This window comes from Cecembia lonarensis LW9 (assembly GCF_000298295.1).
GTDB lineage: Bacteria > Bacteroidota > Bacteroidia > Cytophagales > Cyclobacteriaceae > Cecembia > Cecembia lonarensis.
Genome location: NZ_AMGM01000081.1, coordinates 1 through 16,520, shown reverse-complemented (window position 1 = coordinate 16,520; position 16,520 = coordinate 1). Strand labels below are relative to the sequence as shown.

Here is a 16,520-nt window from a genome sequence, read left to right as displayed (position 1 = left end):
AATCTAAGGAAATGCTTTTTAATTACCTGGCAGTCATCATTTTTAAAAACCCTTCGTCAGTTTTCACCATGAATTCTACTCTTGAAAGAGGGCTAATGCCTTGAAGCTTGTATAATTTTTGGAATCCATGAACTTGATCTACGACCTCCTCATGAATCAGTTTATCGTTTTCAAAAACATACACATTGAGTGTAGCAGGGTGTAATGCATTAACCATTAATTTAAAGGCATTGTTACCTTGACTTTCCAATGTTGAATATACCACAGGTGCTTTTGAAACTTCAGCTGAAAAGTCTACAGAAAGCTTTTCAATTTTATTCTGACCGTCAATTACCTCAAGGGTGTACTTACCTGGCTTCAGCTGTGAGAAATCGTAATATCTAGCAAAGGCATTTTTGGAGTTGATTCTATCAGTTTTAACCAAAAACTTGCTTGAATCATAGATTTTCACAGTTATCGAGCCCTCTGGAGCAGCTCCATACAATAACTGTACTTTGGATTCATCCACTTTTCTAAGGGATACCGGTACTTCTGCAGGTCTTTCTCCTGCTGCAATGGTGCTAAAAGCAACACCAAATGCGATCATCATTGTGAATAATACTTTCATAGTAGTAAATAATTAATAGGTTTAAGAAATTTTCAATTGAATTGGCTTTGCGGGGTTTACCCGAACAAAGATTAAAGCCGGTTATTTGGGGTGAGAAAAGATCAACTTCTCATTGATCACAGTACAAACATACAAGCGATATTTATATTTTGCAAATATTTTAAAATAATTAGCTTTTTATTAAAATTCCAATAACAAAACATTTATTTTTTTACAGATCAAAAAATTGATGCAAATTTTCTCGGAATCGTTAGCGTGAAAAACACAAAGTACCGAAAATTTCAAAATACCAAATAAAATTTTTTTAATTTTATTTATTTTAAAATTAATCAAACATTTCGCAATCGATTACAAAATTTTTAAAATATACTCCTGAAAAACAGAAAGGCGGCGATCCGCTGCTTTTCTTTTCTATTGAATATAAAATTTACCGCAATTTCAAAAAAAATAAAAGATTAGACTCATTTTAAATTAAGCAAAAAATAGTATGCATGCCTACTATTTATTATTTTGCCAAAGGAAAAATGGAGTCAGAGAAATGGAAAACAAGGAACTGAAAGCTACAGGAACTGAAAATAAAAAAAGCCCTGATTGCTCAGGGCTTGTGGTGATGAGTGGACTCGAACCACCGACTCACGGATTTTCAGTCCGATGCTCTACCAACTGAGCTACATCACCAATCCGTTAAAGTGATGCAAAGGTAGATATTTGAAGCTTTCTTGCAAACCATTTTATTAAAAAATTTACTATATAATCCGTATAAAACGCTAAATCTAACAATATGAGCATTTTACCTCAATTGGCTTTTTTACTGGTTTTTGCCATAGCTGGCTTTATAATTTATAAAAGGGTCAGCTACCTGAAGAGGAATATCTTTTTAGGAAAAGGGGAAACCAGAAACGACCAACCCGAAAAAAGATGGAAGACCATGCTTTTGGTAGCCCTAGGTCAGCAGAAAATGTTTAAAAGGATCATTCCGGCATTTCTGCATTTACTGATCTATGTGGCTTTTATCATTATCAATCTAGAAGTGCTGGAATTTATCATTGATGGCATTACTGGCAGCCATAGGATTTTCGCTCCTTTCCTGGGAGCGGTTTATGGTATATCCATGAACATATTTGAATTCCTGGCCATCGCAGTGCTGGTATCCTGCGTAGCTTTCCTCATCCGAAGGAATGTGATGAAAGTGGAGCGCTTTACCAAGCCCGAAATGAAAGGATGGCCGGCCTTGGATGCCAACCTCATCCTGATCATTGAGATCATTTTAATGTTTGCCATCCTGACCATGAATGCCACAGATCAGATTTTAGCTTCTAGAGGTGTAGAAAAATACCTGTTATTGGATGGGCTTTTCTTTAGTGGCTTTATCCAACCGCTATTTGTGGGTATGAGCGATGCCACACTTGTCTTTATCGAAAGATTTGCCTGGTGGTTCCATATCGTAGGTATTCTGGCTTTCGCTGTATACATCACATATTCCAAGCACTTGCATATTTTTCTTGCCTTCCCAAATACCTGGTATTCCAACCTAAAACCTAAAGGTGAAATCAACAACATGCCGGAAGTAACCAACGAGGTGAATATGATGTTGGGTATGGCTACGGAAAGCAGTGCTGAACCCCCTGCCGAGATCGGTAGGTTCGGTGCTAAAGACGTCAATGACCTTACCTGGGTCAATGTCATGAATGCCTACAGCTGTACAGAATGTGGACGTTGTACTGCAGAATGTCCAGCCAACCTGACAGGCAAAAAGCTTTCTCCAAGAAAGATCATGATGGATGTCAGAGACAGGGCTGAAGAAGTAGGGAAAAGCCTAGATGCCGGTGGCCCAGGGTTTGAAGATGGGAAATCACTGTTAGGAGATTATATTACCAAGGAAGAAATCAATGCTTGTACCACCTGCAATGCCTGTGTAGAGGCTTGCCCGGTAAATATTGACCCCCTGTCCATTATCCTCCAACTAAGAAGGTATGTGGCCATGGAAGAGTCAGGAACACCTGCGCAATGGAATGCCATGTTCCAAAATATGGAAACCTCATTCTCTCCTTGGAAATTCCCTCCAACCGATCGATTCAATTGGGCCGATCAGGTAAAAAATGAAGAAACAAAATAGATGCGAGAGTTTGGAAGCGAGAGACTTGAATGGTTTTGTCTCGCTTCTCACTTCTCGCTTCTAGTCTCTAATCTCTAAAAGTCTAAAAAATGTCAACATATAAAGTTCCAACCATGGCCGAAATGGCCGCTTCTGGCAAAAGCCCGGAAATCTTGTTCTGGGTAGGTTGTGCCGGATCATTTGATGACAGATACAAAGCCGTCACCCAGGCTTTTGTGAAAATCCTGAATAAAGTCGGCGTAAGTTTTGCAGTATTGGGGCCGGAAGAAGCCTGTACCGGTGATCCAGCAAGGCGTGCTGGAAATGAATTCCTCTTTCAGATGCAGGCAGTGGCCAATATCCAGGTAATGAATGGTTATGAAGTCAAAAAAGTGGTGACCGCTTGCCCACACTGCTTCAATACCATCAAAAACGAATATCCTGCCCTCGGAGGCAATTATGAGGTCATCCACCATTCACAGTTCCTTCAACAACTGATCAATGATGGCAAAATCGTCCTTCAGGGAGGAGGAGCGTTTAAGGGAAAGAAAATCACTTTCCACGACTCTTGCTACCTAGGTAGGGCCAATGATGTATATGAAGCACCTAGAGAAGTCATCAAGGCTTTGGACGTAGAATTGGTAGAAATGAAAAGATGCCGTACCAAAGGCCTTTGCTGTGGTGCAGGAGGTGCGCAGATGTTCAAAGAACCGGAAAATGGCAAAAAAGACATCAATATTGAGCGCACTGAGGAAGCACTAGCCACAGGCGCCAATGCAATCGCAGTAGGTTGTCCTTTCTGCCTCACGATGATGTCTGATGGGGTTAAAAATAAAGAAAAGGAACACGACGTCAAAGTATATGACCTGGCAGAAATGATTGCCAAAGATATGGGGGTCTAACAGAAATTAACCGTTGGGATGTTTGACTGGACCTGGCAGGATTCAAAAACCTGCCAGGTCTTTTTTGCTATTTATTTATTTTGCTCCATTTATATAGCCGAGGTTAAATATTTTTTAATTCTTGATCGTTGCTTTTTCGAATTACTCCGCATAGTTTCGCGCTAAGATCATGAGGGGTGCCTTAATATCACAGGCTGAGATCATACCCACAATACCTGATCCGGGTAGTGCCGGCGAAGGGAAATGAGTAAACCGAGTACCAATTTTATGGACTATAAGAAGGACACGAGCAAAGACCTGTCTATTGGTCTGCGCATGATTTGTTCAGTCAATCTATTGGAATCGGAAATGGGTAAACAATGAAACAGAAAATCGCCCCTTGGTTTTCTGATGTTTAACCAAAAAAACCGCCTAGCGGGAATTTATTATCCATGGAAAAATTTACATGCTTATTGGCCTTTTGGCTAATGTCCTGGGCTGCCTTTGCCCAATCCAATATTAAAGGCGCTGTGAAAAACTCTTCCGGTGAAGGGCTTGTTGGCGCCAATGTGATTTTAGTAGGAACGGGAAGAGGTGCAACCTCTGATTTTCAAGGAAACTTCCAAATTAGGAATATCCCTTCCGGAAGCTATACACTAAGAGTTACATACTTAGGCTACGAAGCTTTTACCAGAGAAGTCCTCATCCCCACCAATGAAGAACTCGAAGTCATTCTTGAACCTAGCAGTTTACTTACAGAAGAGTTCATTGTTTACGGCACGAGGGCTACAGATAAAACCCCTACTACTTTTTCCAAAGTAGACAGAAGAGACATTGCCAAACTCAATTTAGGACAAGATCTTCCTATCTTACTCAACTTCACGCCATCAGTTGTTTCTTTCTCAGATGCAGGAGCGGGAGTGGGGTACACAGGGCTAAGAATCAGAGGCTCCGATCAGACCAGAATCAATGTGACCGTAAATGGAATTCCACTTAATGATGCAGAGTCCCATGGAGTATTTTGGGTAAACATGCCCGATTTCGCTTCCTCAGTGGATAATATCCAAATCCAAAGGGGAGTCGGATCCTCCACCAATGGTGCAGCTACTTTTGGTGCCAGCCTCAACATACAAACTGACACCAGACAGGATGAGGCCTACGCTGAAGTGGACAACTCTTTTGGCTCTTTCAACACAAGAAGACATATGGTTAAGGTGGGTACAGGTTTGATCAACAACCGTTGGGCATTTGATGGGAGGTTATCTAGAATCGCATCAGTTGGTTACATAGATAGGGCTTCCTCAGATTTGAGATCTTATTTCCTATCAGGTGGCTATTACGGCGAGAAGCATGTGGTAAAAGTCAATGTTTTTGCTGGCGCTGAAGTAACCTATCAGGCTTGGGAAGGCGTACCTGAAAATTTATTGGCCACCAATAGGACATTCAACCCTTACACCTATGACAACCAGGTAGATGATTACAAGCAGGAACACTACCAATTGATTTATACGGGAACACTTGGTCAAAACTGGAAGGCCAATGCAGCTCTGCATTATACCTACGGCAGAGGCTTCTTTGAACAATTCAGACCCAATGACCGATTAAACCGTTATGGATTAGCTCCAGTTATCATCGGGGAAACCTCCATTTCCAGAATGGATATTATCCGAAGAAGATGGCTGGACAATGACTTTTATGGAGGCGTTTTCTCATTGAATTACCTCTCGGATGACGGTAAATTGGATGCCATCATCGGCGGTGGGGCAAACAGGTACGATGGCGACCACTTCGGAGAAATCATATGGATGCAATTTGCCGGCAATACCAATATCAGGGACAGGTATTATGACAATGTTGCGGTCAAAGATGATGTGAACCTCTATGCAAAAGCCACTTATGAAGTCAGCAATGGATTATTCCTTTACGGAGATTTACAGGGAAGATGGATTGATTACCGATTTGATGGTATCAACAATGACCTCAGGGATGTAACAGGTCAGGTAAATTTCGCCTTCTTCAATCCCAAGTTCGGGTTTACCTATCAGACCACAGAAGGCAAGCAATGGTATGCTTCTTATGCTGTAGCCAATCGGGAACCTGTGAGAAGGGATTTTACGGATTCCCCCATTATTGAAAGGGCGCCAAGACACGAAAACCTGCAAAATATTGAAGCCGGATACAAAAGACAGGCGACTAACTTCAGCTATAATGCCAACATCTACTACATGAAATACAGAGACCAATTGGTTTTGACCGGGCAGCTAAACGATGTAGGTGCTTATATCAGGGATAATGTGGACGACTCATATAGATTAGGCATTGAATTGGATGGATCCTATAGGCTTTCAGAAAAATTCAGTCTAGGAGGCAACATTGCTTTCAGTAGAAATAAAATCGCTGAGTTCTTGGAATACCTGGATGATTACTCCGTAGCCGACTTCAGGCAGGAAGTTATCGTTCATATCAACACAGATATTGCATTTTCTCCAAATGTAGTGGGCGCAGCCATTATCGATTATCGGCCCGTCAAAAACTTTGAAGTCTCCTTGCTTAAAAAGTATGTGGGCAGCCAATTCTTGGACAATACCCAAAACGAAAACAGAAAACTGAATGCCTTCTGGACCTCAGATCTTAGGTTCAATTATGCCATGAGGCCAAGGTTTGTGAAAAACATGGAATTCACTGTGTTGATCAATAATATCTTCAACAAGCTCTATGAGCCCAATGGCTATACTTTTAGCTATTTTATCCCTGCTGAAGGACCTGCAGGACGGGAATTGGTAACAGAAAACTTCTTCTATCCACAAGCTGGAACCAACTTCTTGGCTGGTGTGAAATTCCTGTTTTAACTCCAATGCCTATTTCAGGTTTAAACAAAATAATGGCTCCGAACTTTTGTTTCCGGAGCCATTTTAATTTTATAGCCTCCCGGGAATTTCAGTTTCTGATTCCTTCTGCAAAAAAGTTTTTTACCCAAAAAGTCCTTGCTATCGGATTGACATGGTCCAAAATATCATAAATATTTTTTGGGAAAAAGGGTGCTATATTAATACAGTAGTTCCCTTTTCTATCCTTTTTAATCTCAAGATCAAACTGATGAAGGGTATCCAATAGTGCCTTTGGGAAAAAAATCTGTTTAGTCACGGCAGATATGGGCTTCTCCTTGTGGCCAAAGCGCTTCTTGGATTTGGTATAGGTAAGATGACAGAAATCCGGCTGAAAACTCCTTTCTGAAATGATGAGTTTGGATTGCTGTAGGAATTTGGGGTTAAATACATGTTGTAAAATCAAGTTTCCTTTCTCAATGGTATAAGTGACTTGCTCTTGCTTACTACAATCCAGCTTCAGGTTGTTTTTGATCACCAGAAACTTCCAGAGGTTATTGATCCTTTGCAGATCCATAGGGGTTAATTTGGGTTATTGGTCAATCGGAAATAGTCCTTGATAGTGGTTTTAACCACTTCTACATCCTCAAGTATTGGTTTCCACGATTCTTCAACGGCCATCGTGAATTGAATGTTTTCCTCAAGAAGTGAATTCAATTTACTCACAAATTCCAAATGTGCAAAGGTGTCTCCCCCATAAAATGACAACGCTCCTTCTTCGCCGTTCGTTAAATTTTTCCATTGAAGCCTAAGCGGCAACTCATCAGGCTGGGGTTCTACAAAAATATAAGCCTCATCTTTTACCCTATTGATGAGAATTGAAAGGTTCAGGTGGGGAATGGATGGATCCTTAATCCGTTTCCCATGCCTGTAAATATTTATCTTGGCATCATCCCGTCCCTCCAAATCATAATGAACGGCACGAAGGTTTTTAAAAAATAAGCGATCTGCATCGGTTATCCGCATCAAGGGCTTCTCATCTCCAGAATTATTGGCCCGCTTTTCATTAAAAAATGAAAGCAAAAGGACAAATAACAAGGACCCCAATCCAAAGATCTTAAAGATCTTGATCATTTCAGGGGAAAAGCTTTCTTTGGCAGATGACATGGAATACTTTTTTTCATTTAACAGGATTCCAGTAAAATTGGTTTAGGCCCTCTTGATTCTTGTTTCTATAGTCTGGCCTCGCGCCTCTCATTCCGACATCCGCCCTCCGACTTTTTCCTTTTGACCTTTCTCCTTTTCCCTATCAATGCACATAAGACCCCGCATTGATATCAATCGTACAACCAGTGGCATGGTCTGCCAAACCGGAACAAAGCAGGGTCACCATGGGTGCGATATCTTTGGGCTCCGTAAGTGCATTCAGGGCAATATCGTTCAGGGCATAAGCTTCCCCATATTGATCCATAAAGTCCTGCGCCATGTCTGTCCGGGTAAATCCTGGCGCTATGATGAATGCCTTGACACCTTCCTTCCCATAATACCGTGCTATCGAACGGGTAAAACTTACAATAGCCGCCTTAGAGGCTGCATAGGCTAAATAATCCGGTGTATCTCCCCTAAAAGCAGCACGGGAAGAAATATTGACGATCCTTCCATTTTGGTTGGTTCTGGCATGTTCAATAAACTCCTTACAAATAATGGCTAGGGCATTGATATTGACATCCATGGTTTTGAGCCAGGCAGCTGTCCAGTCTTCCGTGGCTGCTTTGTCTTGGACGGAAATGGCAATTCCCGCATTATTGACTATGGCGTCAATTTTCCCATGTTTTTCAATCAATTCTGGAATCCAACCCTTTACCATTTCCAAGTTCGACAGGTCGCAAGGAGACACGTGCGCCGGATTAGGTAGAGATTCGGCCAATTTTTTGGCTGCCTCTAAATTACTGTTAAAGTGTAAGATAACTTCTGCCCCTGAAGCAGACAACTGCTCTGCAATGGCCTTACCTATGCCGCGTGAGGCGCCGGTAACAAGAATTCTTTGATTTTGTAGGTTGATGTTCATAGGTTATTAATGGCAAATGAAACTTCGGTTATTTCTATCAGTCTGACTTTCTTAGAAAAGTCCGGATGGAGGGGATTGAGCAAGAGGTTATGCTCTTCCGGATAATTGATCAATGGGATACGGCAGGAAGGAATCTTAAGGGCCAGGGTTTCTTTACTTCCGGCCCAGTAAGCTCCTATTTCCTGGGTACTTTTTGGATGGGGACGGTTGGACCAATCCTGTGGCAAATCTTCCATTGACAAATAAGGAATCTCAATATCCAGCTCAAACTGCACCAAAGACCAATGGGCCAAAGAGACCACAGGACCTTTGATACTGAGCAGTTCCAGAAAATTAAGGGCGCTGTGGCTACAGGCATAGATGACGGGAACCCCATAAGGATTCCATCTTCCCGAACCCGGCCCATATCCCAAAGGAAACCTTCCCTGCAACTTTTCTATCAATCGGAAATACTTCAAAATCGTAGTGTCTTTAGAGGAAATTACCCCAGGAAATGGCTTCCAAAGCTTCATCCACCTGCTCTACCCCATAGGGACTGCGCATCAGAACAATGGGCTTCTGATGACCCAAGGCTTCAATAGGGGTATGCAGCCAATCCTGAAATAAAGCTTCTGTACCAAATATCCTGACTCCTTTGGCGATGATCTTATCCATGTCTTTGATGGCTTTGGTCAATAATCGGCTCAACAACCTGTCTTCCTTTTTCCAACGGACCAAGGTACTGGGATCTACCTCCAAGACCTCGGCTACCTCTGCTTGACTGAACTGCAGGTAATCAAATAAAACTTTTGTCTCTGATAAATGAAAAGGCTTCTCCAATAAACTGGGCTCCTCTACTGTAGACAAAGGAGGGACAAAGAAATACTGCTCCTCCAAGCTGGGGAAAAAACCGCTAACATCCGAAGTGGAAGCATAATTCTTGGGAAGGATATATCTTTTGGCCATAAACAAAGATATTCATAATTATTGTAAATACAAGATTATTTTATTGTATTTGCAATATTTCCTTGATCTGATTTTCCTGCAGGTTGCAATTGATCCATTCTCCATCGAGGTCTGCCCCATATTTCTGGTAGAAATTGATGGCAGGGGTATTCCAGTCCAGTACCTGCCAGGTCATCCCGGAGCATCCATCTTCCAAAGTTTTGGCAAGGGTCCGGTCAAAAAGCATTTTCCCAGCTCCTTTACCCCTTTCTGAAGCAGTTACGACAAGATCCTCCAAATAAAGCCGCTTCCCTTTCCAGGTGCTATAACGGTAATAATAAATTGAAGTACCCACAATCTCTTGTGTTTCTGACTTAATTGCTACGAAAAACCCAAAAACGGGATGTGGACCAAAGCCATCTTTTTCCATCATTTCAACGGTATTGATGACCTCATCCGGTGCTTTTTCATAAATGGCCAATTCTCTGACCAGCTCCAATACTTTGGGCAGGTCTTCGACTCTTCCTTCTCTGATTGTATACATGGAGGAAAGTTATCAAAAAACATAAAAGCATAAAATCAATTTATATATTTGAAGCAGATCACAAAGCCAAGCGGTCATTAATCAATTCCTGAATATGTTTCTAGCCATAGATGCCGGCAATTCCAATATCGTTTTTGGATTTTATGATGAAATGCAAGAAAAATGGACACATGAATTCCGTGTCAATACGTCCAGAGAACTTTCTGTACTGAAATTGGAAAAAGAAGTGCACCTGTTTTTTTTGGAAAATGGCATCAAAAGTGACCAGATCAGCCATGTGGGGATTTCATCTGTGGTCCCAGAAGTCAATGCTGCATTGCAGCAATTTTGCAGGGAATACTTAGAAAAAGCCTGCTATCTGATTAGAGGCGAAAGTTACAGGAGGCTTAAAGTGAGTACCTCCAAGCCCAATGAAATCGGCACAGACCTGATGTGCAATGTGACAGCTGCCTTTGAAAGGTTTAAAACTACCTGCATCATCGTGGATTTTGGAACCGCCCTGACCTTCACCGTAGTGGACGAACATGGGTCCATTTTAGGGGTAAATATTGTCCCAGGACTGAAAACTGCCATCAAGGCATTGTTTTCCAATACCTCTAAATTACCTGAGGTCCCCTTAAAAATGCCCAAATCTGCCTTGGGAAAAAACACCACACATTCCATTCAAGCAGGTATACTCTATGGGTATACCGGTCTGGTTAAAGGCATGATAGACACCCTACAAAAAGAAATCGGCCACCAATGCCGGGTGATTGCGACAGGAGGCCTATCCTCCATCCTCACCACGCTGAAAGATTCCTTTGAGGTGGTGGACCGAAACCTTACTTTAGAGGGCATCCGCCTGATCACCTTGGCGAATAGCCCAACAATACCTGAGGATCTGGACAAATAGCCCTGTATTTTTCAATTTCTCTTTGGGAGCATACCCCCGGAAAATCCCCCCAATTGCCCAGCATGTCCCACATCAACTGAAAGTGTAAATGTGGCGGCCAATCCCCATTTTCGGGAAAAGGACCCACCTGACAAAACTTTTGCCCACAGGCAATCGGCATGCCTACCTCCAGCCCTTCCAGGTCTTTTAAAGCCAAATGCCCATAGAGGCTGTAGAGTGGGGTTCCCTTCAGGTCATGTTCCAGGATGATGGTGGCCCCATAATCTCCAAAACCAGAATTGTTCTGAAAGGCATATACCTTCCCGGCTAAGGGCGCATGTACGGGATGTCCGCTTGCCGTCCACACATCAATCCCCAAATGGATATTCCTGAAATCAGCCTGATCGGTGGCAAACATACCTGACCTGGCATATATCGCCCGATGCTCCAAATAACCACCAATGCCAAAGCGCTTTCCCGCTGCCCTTAACTTCCCGAACACATAGCTATCAAAATGGGCCGTATCGGAAAAATCCACCTGCTCCAATTCCGCATTGGCAGGGGAAAAGTCCATCCAAATGGTATTCCCAAGATGCAGGGCTTCTCCCATCAGGGGAAATGTAGGTTCGCCTTTCAGACGTTCAGTCAAACTTTTTTCCATAGGGCGCAAGATAAAAATTTTGTCACTTACAAGACCATCTCTTATCTTTATTTCGATGATTGAAACTATGAATTTCCCTTCCTTGGAGGCCATTAAAGCAGCCCGTCAAAGGATACAGCCTTTTATTCACCGCACCCCTATTTTGAAATCGGAGGCCATCAATGACATGGCCGGTTGCGAGATCTACTTCAAGTGCGAGAACTTCCAAAAAGTCGGTGCCTTCAAGGCACGGGGAGCTGCCAATGCCGTCGCCAAACTGACCGATGCCCAAAAGCAAAATGGGGTAGCCACCCATTCAAGCGGTAACCATGCCGCTGCTTTGGCCAGGGCGGCTTCAGTGGCCGGCATCAAATCCTATATCGTCATGCCGTCGAATGCACCCGAAATCAAGAAAAAAGCAGTGAAAGGTTATGGAGGTGAAATCATCGAGTGCGAACCCAACCTGATGGCTAGGGAAACTACCCTTCAAGCTGTAGTCAAAAAAACAGGGGCAACTTTTATACCCCCCTATGATTACATGGATGTCATAGAAGGGCAGGCTACCTGTGCCTTGGAGATGTGGGAAGAAGGCATTCCTTTTGATACCATCATGGCACCTGTAGGCGGAGGCGGATTGTTGGGTGGAACAGCCTTGACCACAAAATACCTCTCTCCATCCACCAAGGTCATCGCGGGTGAACCTGAGGGGGCAGATGATGCTTACCGGTCATTTCATGCAAAGAAACTCATCCCTATGGAAGGACCCAAAACCATTGCAGATGGACTGTTGACTTCTCTTGGGAAAATCAATTTTGCTATTATTATGGATTATGTGGACGATATCCTGACCGTCAGTGATGAGGAAATCATAGCTGCCATGAGATTGATCTATGAAAGGATGAAAATCGTCATTGAACCCAGCTGCGCAGTACCCTTAGCGGCTTTACTGAAGCAAAAGGAGCGGTTCAAAGGTCAGAAAGTAGGAATTATCCTTTCTGGGGGGAATGTGGATTTAGGAAAACTTCCTTTTTGATTTTGACAACATTACGCGTCATTGACTAAAGTCATCCAAAAAATCCCGTACAATCCCTTTCGTCAATTCCGGTGCTTCAAACATCCCCATATGCCCTACTCCTTCCAATTCGTGGTAATGTGAGGTAAATGGCTCATGCTTCCTACTGGCTTCAAGTTTCACGGCCATATCGAATTCTCCCGCGATCATCAATTTAGGACCGGGGAAATTCATCCAGACCTCCATCCTATCTTTCCTGTCCCGCATGGCCGCTAGAAAAGCCAGCACCCCATTTTTTGAGCTTTTCTTTCCTTCTTTGATCAGTTCCTCAATCCTTGTTGCTTGTGCCAATCGCTGCTGTTCTGCAAAAAGCGGCGGTACAAAGGAATCCATAAACTTATCCACGCCATGTTTTTTGATAAAGGCGATGGTTTTGTTTCTGGTATGCTTTTTTCCCTCATCGTCCGGAAAGGCTGTGGAATGAAATAAGCCAATCCCTTTGAGTCCAATGCCCATCAGTTCTGCCAAAGCCAGTGTCACATAGCCTCCCAAAGAATGCCCAATGACGATGGGTTGTACCAATCCCTGCACTTCCAACCATTCCTGAATCAGCACAGCAGTCTCTTCCAGGCTGATGTGATTCCCCGATAAAGGACTCTCCCCAAATCCCGGGAGATCCAGACAATAGACGGTGTGGTCTCTGGAAAAATCCCCAATAAAATCTTTCCACATGACCTTGGATTCACAAAAGCCATGGATAAAAAGAAGCGCAGGCCCTTCACCTTCTTGGGTAAATGCTATCATATCACAAACTTAAGGAATCAGTCTGAGAATGTATAATGTTATGACTCGTTCTGTGGAAGGGCCATAAAAGCCAAAAAAAACAGCGGCTATATTCTATTGGCAAATGAAAAATGAAGTACTTTAAGGAAGTGTTTACAGAACCAAAGAAACCCTTCAAAGATCACTGAATTACTATGGAAGTGACTATTCGATTTTAATTGGATCTCATCCACAAAAAAACATACTATGAAAATTAAACTTTTAACCTTATCATCTATTCTTTTCACGCATTGGGTTTTGGCACAAAATTTACCTCTTCTCAAAGTCAGTGATGACTGTAAATATATTGTCACGGAATCAGGTGACCCATTTTTTTGGTTAGGTGGAACTGCATGGGAATTGATACACCGGCTGACCAAAGAAGAAATTGACATGTACCTGACAGATCGGGCTGAAAAAGGATTTACGGTTATCCAAACAGTGATTCTCGCAGAACTGAATGGTTTAAATTCACCGAATAAGTATGGGGAAAAACCTTTAATTGATAACAACCCAGAGCATTTAAATGAAAAATATTTTGAGTTGGTTGATTATGTGATCAAAAAATCGTCTCAACTCGGCTTATATGTCGGACTTTTACCCACCTGGGGGGATAAGTTCAATAAACTCTGGGGAGATGGCCCTGAAATATTCAATCCCCAAAATGCAGAGAAATATGGTGAAATACTGGCAAAAAGATACCTGGAGCATAATCATATAATTTGGATACTGGGAGGTGATCGGGTGCCAGAAAATGACAATCATTATGCCATCATTCGGGCTATGGCCCAAGGAATTAGAAAAATTGATAACAGGCACTTATTGACCTATCACCCTATTGCTACGAAAATGGCCTCTGACTTTTTTTATGAGGATACCTGGCTCGACCTGGATATGTTTCAAAGTGGCCATAGCCGAATAGCTAAAGAATATGAATATGTGGTCAACGGCAATAAATCAGAAATGAAAAGGCCGATAATCAATGGAGAGGCCCGCTATGAAAATATTCCAGATAGATTTTGGGAAAATAAGGACTATGGATGGCTTGACGATGCTGATGTTAGAGTCTCCGCCTATTGGAGCATGTTGGCAGGGGCGGCAGGATATACTTATGGGTGCAATGACATTTGGCAAATGTACGAAACATATCGCCCCCCCTTTATAAAAGCAAGGACAGATTGGAAAGCCGCACTCTCTTTACCTGGCTCTTCGCAAATGAAATATATGAAAGCTATTTTTGAGGTTTTTCCATGGCAGGGTTTAGAACACAATCCAAGCTTAATACTGAATGAAAATCCAGAGGATGAATCTTTTATGATGTCTGCCATAGGGAAAAATAAAGACTATTTGATGGCTTACACGCCCATTGGTAAACCAATGAGAATAGACTTAGCCCAATTGAATGCTGAAAAAGCAAAAGTTTATTGGTTTAACCCTCGAAGTGGCAAAACTTTTTATATCGGGGAATTTGAGACAAAAACTCCACATGAGTTTGAACCTTGGGCTAAAGGATGGGGCAGCGATTTTCTGCTGCTAGTATTGGCTCAACATGCTACCTATGACCTTACTAAATTCATAAGTACTCCATCCCGTTAAATAAGAAAAATTTAGTATTTTAAGGATTGAAAAATAAATCGAATAAAACCTTCGCATATCCAGCTGATTCTGTAGGGACAGGCGAAGTTTGGTTTCGGGTATAAGTAAGTTACAGCCAATTTAAATGAAGAACAAGAAACGTATTTTAAGAATTGTAATATTATCACCCTTGATTGTTTTGGGTGTTGCAGTGATTGTTTTATCTATCAAATATACCCCAACATACGTTTATAGACTGATAACAATGAATGTGGCAGATGTTTATGATTACAGGAACTTTGAAAATCATAAGATTCAGGGAGCAAAAAGTACCAATAAATTTATTTCTCAACCCAAAGAGAAATATGTTGAGTCGCTATTTGATGATTTGGTAACTAAAACGGGGTTTAACAGCTTTGAAGAGTGGGCTATTAAATCTCAAACAACAGCTCTGATTGTTATTCAAAGAGATACAGTCATTTATGAAAAATATTTTAATGGTTTTAGCAGAGATTCATATTTTCATTCTCAGTCAATGGCAAAATCATTTATATCATTCTTGATTGGAGCGGCCATTGATGATGACTTAATCAAAAGTGTAGATGACCCAATAACAAAGTATATACCTGAACTCTTGGAGCGAGACCCTCGATTTCACAAAATTTCAATTAAACACTTACTTGAAATGCGTTCAGGACTTGCCTACAATACAAGTCTTATTCCTTTCACTAATATTCACGCTCCTTGGCACGATGAGGCAGTCGGATACTATCATCCCAATGTCAGAAAACTACTACTGGAAAAAGTGAAAATAACATCCGAACCAGGGAAAGATTATCAGTATAATAATTACAACACAAGCTATTTGGGATTGATTATCGAAAGAGCAACAAATAAAAGCGTATCTGAGTATCTCGAACAAAAACTGTGGTCTAAAATAATGGAATATGATGCTCTTTTTTCAATCGACAGTAAAACATCCAACTTTGAATATATGCCAAGTCGATTAATTGCTCGGGCAATTGATTATGCACGCTTTGGTCAGCTAATGCTCAACGAAGGAAGTTGGTATGGCAATCAAATTATATCAAAAGATTGGGTCTTGGAATCTACTCGTGAAAACAAATCAATCCCACGAGATATATACCCCAAATGGTTTGGTACAAAAGAGAAAAGGGTTTATTACAACTATCAATGGTGGGGACACGTCAATGAAGATTCAACATTCCACTTTTATGCAAATGGAAATCTTGGACAGAATATTTACATAATACCTGATAAAGAAACTGTTATTGTTCACACTGGCAAATCACTTAAATATTATAGTAGTGATTTTGATTTGTGGAATGTTGCATTGCTATTGAATTAGGAATCGAACGAAATGAACAGATTATATTAAAAACTGGCTGTAATCGAGTAGACGGCCCCGCCAACTGTTAAGTTAGCGAGGTACGCCCCCGCCTGAACGGACGGGCAGGTCTAACACCACTCCCGAAAGCTTTCGGGATACGGGTCTCCCCGAATCAAAGTTCGGGGCAGGCTGTATACGGCGGTTCATCAAGCATAGGATAGCCGCTCTTTTCACCGACTATCCCTTTCTGCTACTTTTAAGATAGGGCTACACGGTGGCTCCCTATCGAACCTGCCTTCTGCAGA

16 protein-coding genes, 1 tRNA gene and 1 riboswitch are annotated in these 16,520 nt (G+C 41.9%); of the genes, 7 read left to right on the top strand and 10 right to left on the bottom strand.

Features of this window, described 5'->3' with window-relative positions:
- Window positions 1-22: 22 nt before the first annotated feature.
- Window positions 23-607 (bottom strand): T9SS type A sorting domain-containing protein, encoded by a 585-nt coding sequence (locus B879_RS17230; RefSeq protein ID WP_009186498.1) that lies wholly within the window; start codon window positions 605-607, stop codon window positions 23-25.
- 605 nt (window positions 608-1,212) lie between these two features.
- Window positions 1,213-1,285 (bottom strand) — tRNA-Phe (locus B879_RS17225).
- Between the two features lie 103 nt (window positions 1,286-1,388).
- On the opposite strand from B879_RS17225, the gene B879_RS17220 reads away from it, so the two are divergent.
- The 3 genes from B879_RS17220 to B879_RS17210 all read left to right on the top strand — a co-directional run bounded on the left by B879_RS17220 (window position 1,389) and on the right by B879_RS17210 (window position 6,432).
- Complete coding sequence (locus B879_RS17220; protein WP_009186497.1) at window positions 1,389-2,723, top strand: 4Fe-4S dicluster domain-containing protein; 1,335 nt, start codon at window positions 1,389-1,391, stop codon at window positions 2,721-2,723.
- A gap of 89 nt (window positions 2,724-2,812) precedes the next feature.
- A complete protein-coding gene (locus tag B879_RS17215) occupies window positions 2,813-3,604 on the top strand; it encodes a (Fe-S)-binding protein (protein ID WP_040401014.1) in 792 nt (263 codons plus the stop codon).
- 162 nt (window positions 3,605-3,766) lie between these two features.
- Window positions 3,767-3,863: riboswitch (TPP riboswitch) on the top strand.
- Window positions 3,864-4,035: 172 nt separating this feature from the next.
- Complete coding sequence (locus B879_RS17210; protein WP_040401013.1) at window positions 4,036-6,432, top strand: TonB-dependent receptor; 2,397 nt, start codon at window positions 4,036-4,038, stop codon at window positions 6,430-6,432.
- Between the two features lie 88 nt (window positions 6,433-6,520).
- Here the strand turns inward: B879_RS17210 and B879_RS17205 are convergent, their stop codons facing one another.
- The 6 genes from B879_RS17205 to B879_RS17180 form a co-directional block, all read right to left on the bottom strand.
- Window positions 6,521-6,985, bottom strand: a complete 465-nt coding sequence (locus B879_RS17205) for a hypothetical protein (protein ID WP_009186494.1) — start codon at window positions 6,983-6,985, stop codon at window positions 6,521-6,523.
- A gap of 5 nt (window positions 6,986-6,990) precedes the next feature.
- The gene (locus B879_RS17200; protein ID WP_009186493.1) at window positions 6,991-7,575 is read right to left on the bottom strand and encodes a hypothetical protein; all 585 of its coding nucleotides are present in this window, start codon (window positions 7,573-7,575) and stop codon (window positions 6,991-6,993) included.
- Window positions 7,576-7,717: 142 nt separating this feature from the next.
- The gene (locus tag B879_RS17195) at window positions 7,718-8,476 is read right to left on the bottom strand and encodes an SDR family NAD(P)-dependent oxidoreductase (protein ID WP_009186492.1); all 759 of its coding nucleotides are present in this window, start codon (window positions 8,474-8,476) and stop codon (window positions 7,718-7,720) included.
- Window positions 8,473-8,988, bottom strand: coding sequence for an RES family NAD+ phosphorylase (locus tag B879_RS17190; protein WP_238542158.1), 516 nt, complete (start codon window positions 8,986-8,988; stop codon window positions 8,473-8,475). The genes B879_RS17195 and B879_RS17190 overlap by 4 nt, the downstream gene beginning before the upstream one ends.
- The gene (locus tag B879_RS17185; protein WP_157231673.1) at window positions 8,948-9,421 is read right to left on the bottom strand and encodes an antitoxin Xre/MbcA/ParS toxin-binding domain-containing protein; all 474 of its coding nucleotides are present in this window, start codon (window positions 9,419-9,421) and stop codon (window positions 8,948-8,950) included. The genes B879_RS17190 and B879_RS17185 overlap by 41 nt, the downstream gene beginning before the upstream one ends.
- A gap of 40 nt (window positions 9,422-9,461) precedes the next feature.
- The gene (locus B879_RS17180) at window positions 9,462-9,944 is read right to left on the bottom strand and encodes a GNAT family N-acetyltransferase (protein WP_009186489.1); all 483 of its coding nucleotides are present in this window, start codon (window positions 9,942-9,944) and stop codon (window positions 9,462-9,464) included.
- A gap of 94 nt (window positions 9,945-10,038) precedes the next feature.
- Here B879_RS17180 and B879_RS17175 point away from each other — a divergent pair, with 94 nt between their 5' ends.
- Complete coding sequence (locus B879_RS17175; RefSeq protein ID WP_009186488.1) at window positions 10,039-10,836, top strand: type III pantothenate kinase; 798 nt, start codon at window positions 10,039-10,041, stop codon at window positions 10,834-10,836.
- Here B879_RS17175 and B879_RS17170 read toward each other — a convergent pair.
- The gene (locus B879_RS17170; protein WP_009186487.1) at window positions 10,790-11,476 is read right to left on the bottom strand and encodes a peptidoglycan DD-metalloendopeptidase family protein; all 687 of its coding nucleotides are present in this window, start codon (window positions 11,474-11,476) and stop codon (window positions 10,790-10,792) included. The genes B879_RS17175 and B879_RS17170 overlap by 47 nt on opposite strands.
- Before the next feature lie 55 nt (window positions 11,477-11,531).
- On the opposite strand from B879_RS17170, the gene B879_RS17165 reads away from it, so the two are divergent.
- Window positions 11,532-12,488, top strand: a complete 957-nt coding sequence (locus B879_RS17165; protein WP_009186486.1) for a pyridoxal-phosphate dependent enzyme — start codon at window positions 11,532-11,534, stop codon at window positions 12,486-12,488.
- A gap of 18 nt (window positions 12,489-12,506) precedes the next feature.
- On the opposite strand, the gene B879_RS17160 is transcribed toward B879_RS17165, so the two are convergent.
- Window positions 12,507-13,271: an alpha/beta fold hydrolase gene (locus tag B879_RS17160; protein ID WP_009186485.1), complete on the bottom strand. Its 765-nt coding sequence runs from the start codon at window positions 13,269-13,271 to the stop codon at window positions 12,507-12,509.
- A gap of 225 nt (window positions 13,272-13,496) precedes the next feature.
- On the opposite strand from B879_RS17160, the gene B879_RS17155 reads away from it, so the two are divergent.
- Both B879_RS17155 and B879_RS17150 read left to right on the top strand, forming a co-directional pair.
- Complete coding sequence (locus B879_RS17155) at window positions 13,497-14,885, top strand: glycoside hydrolase family 140 protein (RefSeq protein ID WP_009186484.1); 1,389 nt, start codon at window positions 13,497-13,499, stop codon at window positions 14,883-14,885.
- Window positions 14,886-15,009: 124 nt separating this feature from the next.
- Entirely contained in the window at window positions 15,010-16,233 is a 1,224-nt protein-coding gene (locus B879_RS17150) for a serine hydrolase domain-containing protein (protein ID WP_051012711.1), read from the top strand.
- Window positions 16,234-16,520: the final 287 nt, after the last annotated feature.

Excerpts from the sequence above, each read along its gene's own strand:
- B879_RS17160 (WP_009186485.1), bottom strand. The coding sequence starts at position 13,271 with ATGATAGCATTTACCCAAGAAGGTGAAGGGCCTGCGCTTCTTTTTATC.
- B879_RS17205 (WP_009186494.1), bottom strand. The coding sequence starts at position 6,985 with ATGGATCTGCAAAGGATCAATAACCTCTGGAAGTTTCTGGTGATCAAA.
- B879_RS17195 (WP_009186492.1), bottom strand. The coding sequence starts at position 8,476 with ATGAACATCAACCTACAAAATCAAAGAATTCTTGTTACCGGCGCCTCA.
- B879_RS17170 (WP_009186487.1), bottom strand. The coding sequence starts at position 11,476 with ATGGAAAAAAGTTTGACTGAACGTCTGAAAGGCGAACCTACATTTCCC.
- B879_RS17180 (WP_009186489.1), bottom strand. The coding sequence starts at position 9,944 with ATGTATACAATCAGAGAAGGAAGAGTCGAAGACCTGCCCAAAGTATTG.
- B879_RS17200 (WP_009186493.1), bottom strand. The coding sequence starts at position 7,575 with ATGTCATCTGCCAAAGAAAGCTTTTCCCCTGAAATGATCAAGATCTTT.
- B879_RS17220 (WP_009186497.1), top strand. The coding sequence starts at position 1,389 with ATGAGCATTTTACCTCAATTGGCTTTTTTACTGGTTTTTGCCATAGCT.
- B879_RS17185 (WP_157231673.1), bottom strand. The coding sequence starts at position 9,421 with ATGGCCAAAAGATATATCCTTCCCAAGAATTATGCTTCCACTTCGGAT.
- B879_RS17165 (WP_009186486.1), top strand. The coding sequence starts at position 11,532 with ATGATTGAAACTATGAATTTCCCTTCCTTGGAGGCCATTAAAGCAGCC.
- B879_RS17230 (WP_009186498.1), bottom strand. The coding sequence starts at position 607 with ATGAAAGTATTATTCACAATGATGATCGCATTTGGTGTTGCTTTTAGC.
- B879_RS17175 (WP_009186488.1), top strand. The coding sequence starts at position 10,039 with ATGTTTCTAGCCATAGATGCCGGCAATTCCAATATCGTTTTTGGATTT.
- B879_RS17215 (WP_040401014.1), top strand. The coding sequence starts at position 2,813 with ATGTCAACATATAAAGTTCCAACCATGGCCGAAATGGCCGCTTCTGGC.
- B879_RS17190 (WP_238542158.1), bottom strand. The coding sequence starts at position 8,988 with ATGAAGCTTTGGAAGCCATTTCCTGGGGTAATTTCCTCTAAAGACACT.
- B879_RS17210 (WP_040401013.1), top strand. The coding sequence starts at position 4,036 with ATGGAAAAATTTACATGCTTATTGGCCTTTTGGCTAATGTCCTGGGCT.
- B879_RS17150 (WP_051012711.1), top strand. The coding sequence starts at position 15,010 with ATGAAGAACAAGAAACGTATTTTAAGAATTGTAATATTATCACCCTTG.
- B879_RS17155 (WP_009186484.1), top strand. The coding sequence starts at position 13,497 with ATGAAAATTAAACTTTTAACCTTATCATCTATTCTTTTCACGCATTGG.